Source organism: Pseudoalteromonas sp. S558, assembly GCF_005886635.1.
Classification (GTDB): Bacteria; Pseudomonadota; Gammaproteobacteria; order Enterobacterales; family Alteromonadaceae; genus Pseudoalteromonas; species Pseudoalteromonas aliena.
This window is the reverse complement of record NZ_PNDU01000205.1, coordinates 1-6,522: the sequence shown is the minus strand read 5'-3', so window position 1 is coordinate 6,522 and position 6,522 is coordinate 1. Positions and strand designations below refer to the sequence as shown.

Here is a 6,522-nt window from a genome sequence, read left to right as displayed (position 1 = left end):
GCAGCTTTTCAATATCACTTAAACCACGTTTTGATAAGTCAGTCATAACAACCTAATTAATAATCAATTATAAGGTGTTGCATTGACCTATTGATATCACCGCAGCGTGTTTAAATAGCTTATTTTGAGTGTACCAAGATGCGCTAAACTTCATTATTGAGCCTATTATTAGTAATTTGGCTAAATATAACATGTATTGTTACTATGCTTACATACCTGAAATTAAGGAGAGAAAGTGACTTTACTGATAGTTTATATGGTCGTGGCGATAGTTATTTCGTTTTTATGTTCTGTGATGGAGGCGGTGCTGTTAAGTATTTCGCCTAGCTACGTTGCATCACTTAAAAAAGAACATCCTGAGTTTTCCAAGCAGCTTGAAACGCTCAAAAGTAATATAGATGAGCCTTTAGCGGCTATTTTAACTTTAAATACAGTCGCGCATACCGCCGGTGCCGCTGGGGTAGGCGCGCAAGCCGCAGTGGTCTTTTCAGATGCAGCTGTCGGTATAGCATCAGCTATTATGACTTTATTAGTGCTGGTACTTTCTGAAATCATTCCCAAAACCTTAGGTGCGAATTACTGGCGGGTATTAACGCCAAGTGTCACTTATGCGCTGCGCTTTTTAGTTATTTTGCTTAAACCATTTGTATGGTGTGCACAAAAACTCACTAATTTAATGAGACCTGCACATAATGAAGCGTATTATATTCGTCAAGAAATAGAAGCAATGGCAGATATAGGTACTGAGTCAGGAGCGCTTCATGAAGATGAGTCTGAAATAATTCGTAATTTACTGCATTTTAGGCATGCAAAATTATGTGACTTAATGACACCTCGAACTGTGCTTTTTAAAGTTCATAAAGATTTGACAGTGAATCAATACTTGAACGATTACGGTTCGTCGTCATTTTCTCGAATTTTGGTATTTGATAAAGATAGCGACGATATTGTTGGGTTTGTGCATAAAAACGATATTATGCTGGCGTTTCATCGATTAGGCACTGACTACAAAATAAGTAAATTAGTTAAACCTATTTATACCGTGCCCAGCTCTCATAATGTGTCGTCATTACTGCAAACGCTTTTAACCAAGCGTACCCACATATGTTTAGTCGTTGATGAATACGGAGATGTGCTAGGTATTGTAACGTTAGAGGATTTGATAGAGGCTCTTATGGGCTTAGAAATTGTAGATGAGCGAGATCAATCTACAAATATGCGTGCAGTAGCAAAGCAACGATGGCGTAAGCGCTTAGCTAACAGTGCGCATATAGTAAGCGAAACAGATAAAGCCCCCGAAAAAGATCATTAAGGCCTGTTTATCTTTCGAGGTTAAATGCCAAGTATGCGCAGCCTTGGGGTGTCATTTATTCAGCCGATATTTATTTTTTGATTAAACTATTGGCTGTTTTGATCCAGTTTTTAGCCCAGCGTACAAATTCATTTTTGGGCTTAGGGTGACTGAATAAAAAACCTTGAACGGCTAAGTTTTTCCTATGGTGTTTCAAATAAATGAGCTCTTCTGGTCGCTCGACACCTTCAGCGACTAAATCCAAATGTTCTTCGCTTGTTATATTAATTAAGGAAGTAACGACCACTTGAGAGAATAAGTCGGTATCTATGTGGCTAATAAGTGAGCGGTCTATTTTTATTTCAGTAAAAGGAAGGCTTTTAAGCTGATTCATATTTGTAAAGCCCACACCAAAATCATCCAAGGACAGACCAAAGCCATGCATTCTTAATCTATTTAAAGTTTCTAATTGTGCAAGACTGGAAAGTGCATGTTGTTCAGTTATTTCAATAATAATATCGCTGGGCGTCAGTTTATTATTTGCTAATATTAGTAATAGCTTATTTGGGCAATCTAAGTCATCAAGCTGAATGGATGATAAATTAAATGCGAGCTTAAAACCTTGGCAAAGTTCTACTTTCATACTGTTAAAATCGCTGGTGGCTTTTTCGAAAAGAGAAAATGAAATCTGGTTAATTAAATTATGTTGCTCAGCTACATTAATAAAACGATCTGGTGAAATAACACGACCGTCCTTATTAGAAACAATACGGGCAAGCACCTCTACACTTTCTATTTTATTACTATAAGCATTTACTTTAGGTTGGTAAAAAGGAACTATTTCATCATTATTTAATGCGCCGATAAGCTCCTCTTTTGAAATTGCAGATTCTTTAATTAAAGTGTGGCAATGAAATTGTGCGGCTTTTGTTAATAAAGTGCCCACTTGAGATAGTTGAATAGGTTTGGTTATATTTCCGATAAGGTGAGTATTATGTTGCTTGGCAATATTTGCAGCTAAGTTAATTACTTTATGCGCCATTTCAGAAATAATAATAATAGCGCCGTGGTAATTTAATGCCCCTAAGTGCCGCATCAGCTCCATACCATCCATTTCAGGCATGTTAAGATCAGTAAAAATGACGTCAAAATAATTTATATCAGCTTTGACCCTATCAAGAGCTTCTGTCGCACTTAGGCATGTAGTTATGGTTTCTGACATGCCTAGTTCGTTGAGTATAGCCTCCATGACAATCAAAATAGCCTTTGAGTCGTCAACAACTAGAATATTGGGCACCATTTTGTTCACTGTAATCCCTTTCATTGTGTAACGTATGATTACTATAAAAGTAGTCGTGTTGTTTACTTTTGTCAGTATTAAAACGCTATAATTAAAAATAATGATTAAGTATGCTACTCGTGTTTTATAAGCGAGAAGGTATACTAGGTACATTGTTTTAAACGGTTTTAATTATGATAAGAATAGACCTCACTTTAGCCGAGCAACCATTTTCACTTATGGTAGCAGGGCAAAAAATAGTGCAAGTTTTCCATGCTCAACAAGCCATCACCTTTGACAACCCACGTGAAAATTATTATCAGTTTACTCACGATAATAAAGTAATAGGTATTGATACCGGCACGGTCGAAGAGCACAGTATTTCGCTGTTTGTGGATGATCAATTTGCTACACAACTAGCATTGCCGGTATCGACAAACGGTGCGCCTAAAAAAGGCTTTTTAGGGTTAGCAGCATTAGGCTTTAAGCTTTTTAAAAGCGCTAAAGTAATTAAAGCTGTGCTTGCGGGGGCTTCGGTTGCAGGCTATGCGTGGTTATTTAGTATTGAATTTGCACTCATGCTTATTGCGTGTCTGGTTGTGCACGAATATGGCCATGTGCGAGCTATGAAATATTTTGGGATAAAAACCAAAGGTATTTATTTAATCCCATTTGTTGGTGGACTGGCTGTAAGTGATGAGAAAATAACGACTCGTTGGCAAGATGTAGTTATATCGCTAATGGGGCCTGCGTTTGGTTTAATTACCTCTGTGCTGGGTGTGGTTTTGTATTACGCCACAGAAATGGAAATATTTGCCGGTGTCGCGGTGCTTAGTGCATTACTAAATTTATTTAACTTGCTACCCATTTTACCGCTTGATGGCGGGCATGTATTAAAAAGTATTAGTTTTTCAATGCGTTCATGGATTGGTTTAAGCGTATGTTTACTCGGTGTTTTATTTGGCTTATGGCTGAGTTACACATTTGGTTTGATGTTACTGGTATTCTTTTTGTTTGTTGGTGCGCTGGAGATTATATTTGAATGGCGAGGTCGTCACTATTCGCATTTAATGCCACTGGATAAATACGGCCAAATTTTTTCGGCTGTAATGTATGCAGTTGTAGTTGCTGGTCATATCGCTGTAATGATGCATTTTGCGGATTCAGAGAACCCCATATTAAGCCTGCCGATGACCATTTTATCGAGTTGATTGTAACGATTAATAGTAATAATGCTCGTTCATGTTCTATTTAGGGGGCGGCAAACACCACTGCGTTTTAGTGCGACTGTAAATAATGCGTAATAGGCATTGAAAAACATATACAATAATAACAAGGAGCCCGATATCACAATAGTGATATCGGGGACTTACATGACACAATTTCATTTTATCCTTAAAAAAACTAAGTACCTTTTTACTGTTGTTGTTGCGATGGCTTTTATTATGTGGTTTGGAAGAGGTGTTTTAAATCCCGAAGAAACAGCCGATGGTTTTCGCCAAGGTAGTTTACTTAATAATCCGGACACTTTGTTTTGGTTTGCCATACTGCTTTTAATTTTTTTCATTTTTACGTGCTTTTATATGTTGGTGTTAATGGAATCAAAACTAACACTAGATATAGAAAAATGCAGCGTCTCGGTCAGTTACTATTTACTTCCTCAAAAGACAATTTATTTTGAATCACTTAACAACCTAGCTGTTTTTCAAGAGGAGGAAAACCCAGCTGAGTTTGGTTTATATTGCGCAAAGCAAAGTGAATTCTATAAACCAATATATGATAGCCGAGGTTTATTTTGGACGCTTTCGCAACAACAAACAGAAGAGTTCATACAGTTAGTTAAAAAGCATCAATTGGATCAAAGGAAATTTCCATGGCACGATTAATACAATCTATGTGACCAGTGCTGTGCGTTTATTTAACTAGGGCGTGTTGACCTTTCGTGATTAATTTCGCAGATGTATGGATTCCCCCTAATTAACGAGAGTAATGTATAAAGGTGAATTGCAAGCAAAACTTCTCCCAAATAAGGAATCTACGCATGGCGCGTGTCAAATATAATTACCATCGATTTAATCAGGTGCGACAACAAGATAGAATTGAAAACTGCGGTAATCATTTTTTGTGGGCTGAAGGTGTTACGACAGATGTAATTACAAAGGTGAGTAAAGTAACAAAAATAAATGGGTCAGGCAGATAACGTTTCACTAAGGTAGTGAGTGGTTTGGCAACTTTTTTGAGCAAATGTTGTATTTTTATTATGTGTCTAAAATGCCAATTAATCACAAAAGCGCTAAATTGGCAAATAGACTAAAATCTTCAGTATGGCTATTCGGTGCTGTTATTAAGCACTTCTTTTAGGCGATTTTGTACTTCATTAACAAGCAAATCAGGTTGGAATTTAGATAAAAATGCATTACAACCAACTTTTTCTACCATAGCCTCGTTAAAGCTACCGCTTAAAGATGTGTTAAGAACCACATAAAGATTTTTAAGCCTGCCATCGTTACGTATTTCATGGGTTAAGCGATAGCCATCCATAGAAGGCATTTCGGCATCTGTAATTACCATTAAGAGCTCTTTTTCGACATCTCGCCCTTCATCAGCCCAGCCTCTAAGCATGTTAAGAGCTTCTAAGCCATTACTTGCAGGCACAATCTCAATGCCCAGTTGTGATAGCGTATCGCTTACTTGTTTGCGTGCGGTAGGTGAGTCATCGGCGTGAAGTATTTTACGTCCCGCAAACTCATTGACGATGCCTTGATCGAGTACCCCATCAGAAATATCTACTTCGTATTCAACTATTTCTGCTAGTACTTTTTCTACATCAATGATCTCAACGAGATGTTCTTGATCATCACGTTTGATTTTAGTGAGCGCTGTTAAGTAATGATTTTTACCAACAGAGCTAGGCGGTGGCATAATATCTGACCATGTCATATTGACGATTTGATCAACTTTGCCAATCAAAAAGCCTTGTACGCTTCTATTGTATTCTGTAATAACTAAGTTACAGTCTTCGGCGTATTTCACTGCGGACATAGAAATAGCCTGCCGTAAATCGATTACAGGTATAGATTCACCTCTAATATTCGCAACTCCAGTTATTTTGGAGTGAGAATGGGGAATTTTGCTTAAATGTGGCAGCTTTACCACTTCTTTTATTTTAAACACATTGAGTGCAAATAAGTGGCGGCTATGTAAATAAAACAATAACAACTCTAAGCGGTTTTCACCAACCAACTGAGTACGTTGATCAACCGAAGCTAAAACACCAACCATAATGAACTTATCTAATCTAATCTAATTATTACATTACTATAGCTTACTATTTTTTAACTACATAGCTTAGGGTCTAATGCCGATCATTTAAGAAATAGTTAATAGCACTTGAACGATCTTCTAGGTATGTAAGGATCCGAATTATTTTGTAGAATTCGGATTTTTTTATGCAACTTTCTAATGCTCTCGATATTATTAACAGCATCAAATCTAATGACGTTGAAACACTCGCAGATTTACTCCCTTTATCCCTTATCGAAGAAGCCTATGCGCTGACCGAAACCGTTACACTACGAAAAAGAAAAATAACCCTAGAATCGATGGCTTGGTTGTTGATCGGGATGGTTATTTATAATGACAAATCGATGGCCGATGTCGTTAATATGCTCGATATTGTTGACCGAGAAGGGAAGCCATTTGTTGCGCCAAGTGCTTTAACTCAGCGTCGTAAAAACCTAGGTGAAGCCGCTATGAAAGCCTTATTTGAATGTACCCAAAGACATTGAAATGATGACGCTAATCACCCTCATTGGAATGGACTTACCTTGCTGGGTGTCGATGGTGTTGTTTGGCGTACGGGTAACTCCCGCCAAAATAATGAGGCCTTTATAAAACCGACCAATACACAATACCCACAGGTCAGAATGGTGTCAAATGGAGTTGAGCAGCC

General features: G+C 37.6%; 6 protein-coding genes and 1 pseudogene. 5 read left to right on the top strand and 2 right to left on the bottom strand.

From position 1 onward, the window contains the following. The first annotated feature begins 235 nt into the window (after positions 1-235). The gene (locus CWB66_RS14310; protein ID WP_077536670.1) at positions 236-1,312 is read left to right on the top strand and encodes a hemolysin family protein; all 1,077 of its coding nucleotides are present in this window, start codon (positions 236-238) and stop codon (positions 1,310-1,312) included. Positions 1,313-1,382: 70 nt separating this feature from the next. On the opposite strand, the gene CWB66_RS14305 is transcribed toward CWB66_RS14310, so the two are convergent. Beyond that, entirely contained in the window at positions 1,383-2,600 is a 1,218-nt protein-coding gene (locus CWB66_RS14305; RefSeq protein ID WP_138585903.1) for an EAL domain-containing response regulator, read from the bottom strand. Positions 2,601-2,764: 164 nt separating this feature from the next. Here CWB66_RS14305 and CWB66_RS14300 point away from each other — a divergent pair, with 164 nt between their 5' ends. The 3 genes from CWB66_RS14300 to CWB66_RS23215 all read left to right on the top strand — a co-directional run bounded on the left by CWB66_RS14300 (position 2,765) and on the right by CWB66_RS23215 (position 4,770). Then, complete coding sequence (locus CWB66_RS14300; RefSeq protein WP_138585902.1) at positions 2,765-3,781, top strand: metalloprotease; 1,017 nt, start codon at positions 2,765-2,767, stop codon at positions 3,779-3,781. A gap of 162 nt (positions 3,782-3,943) precedes the next feature. Further along, a complete protein-coding gene (locus CWB66_RS14295; protein ID WP_138585901.1) occupies positions 3,944-4,456 on the top strand; it encodes a hypothetical protein in 513 nt (170 codons plus the stop codon). Between the two features lie 155 nt (positions 4,457-4,611). Then, positions 4,612-4,770 carry a hypothetical protein gene (locus CWB66_RS23215; protein ID WP_502705294.1) on the top strand — a complete coding sequence of 53 codons (159 nt, stop codon included), beginning with the start codon at positions 4,612-4,614 and terminating at the stop codon, positions 4,768-4,770. A 128-nt stretch (positions 4,771-4,898) separates the two neighbouring features. On the opposite strand, the gene CWB66_RS14285 is transcribed toward CWB66_RS23215, so the two are convergent. Further along, complete coding sequence (locus CWB66_RS14285) at positions 4,899-5,852, bottom strand: chemotaxis protein CheV (protein WP_138585900.1); 954 nt, start codon at positions 5,850-5,852, stop codon at positions 4,899-4,901. A 167-nt stretch (positions 5,853-6,019) separates the two neighbouring features. On the opposite strand from CWB66_RS14285, the pseudogene CWB66_RS14280 reads away from it, so the two are divergent. Beyond that, positions 6,020-6,522, top strand: a pseudogene (locus CWB66_RS14280) (transposase domain-containing protein); the annotation flags it as partial.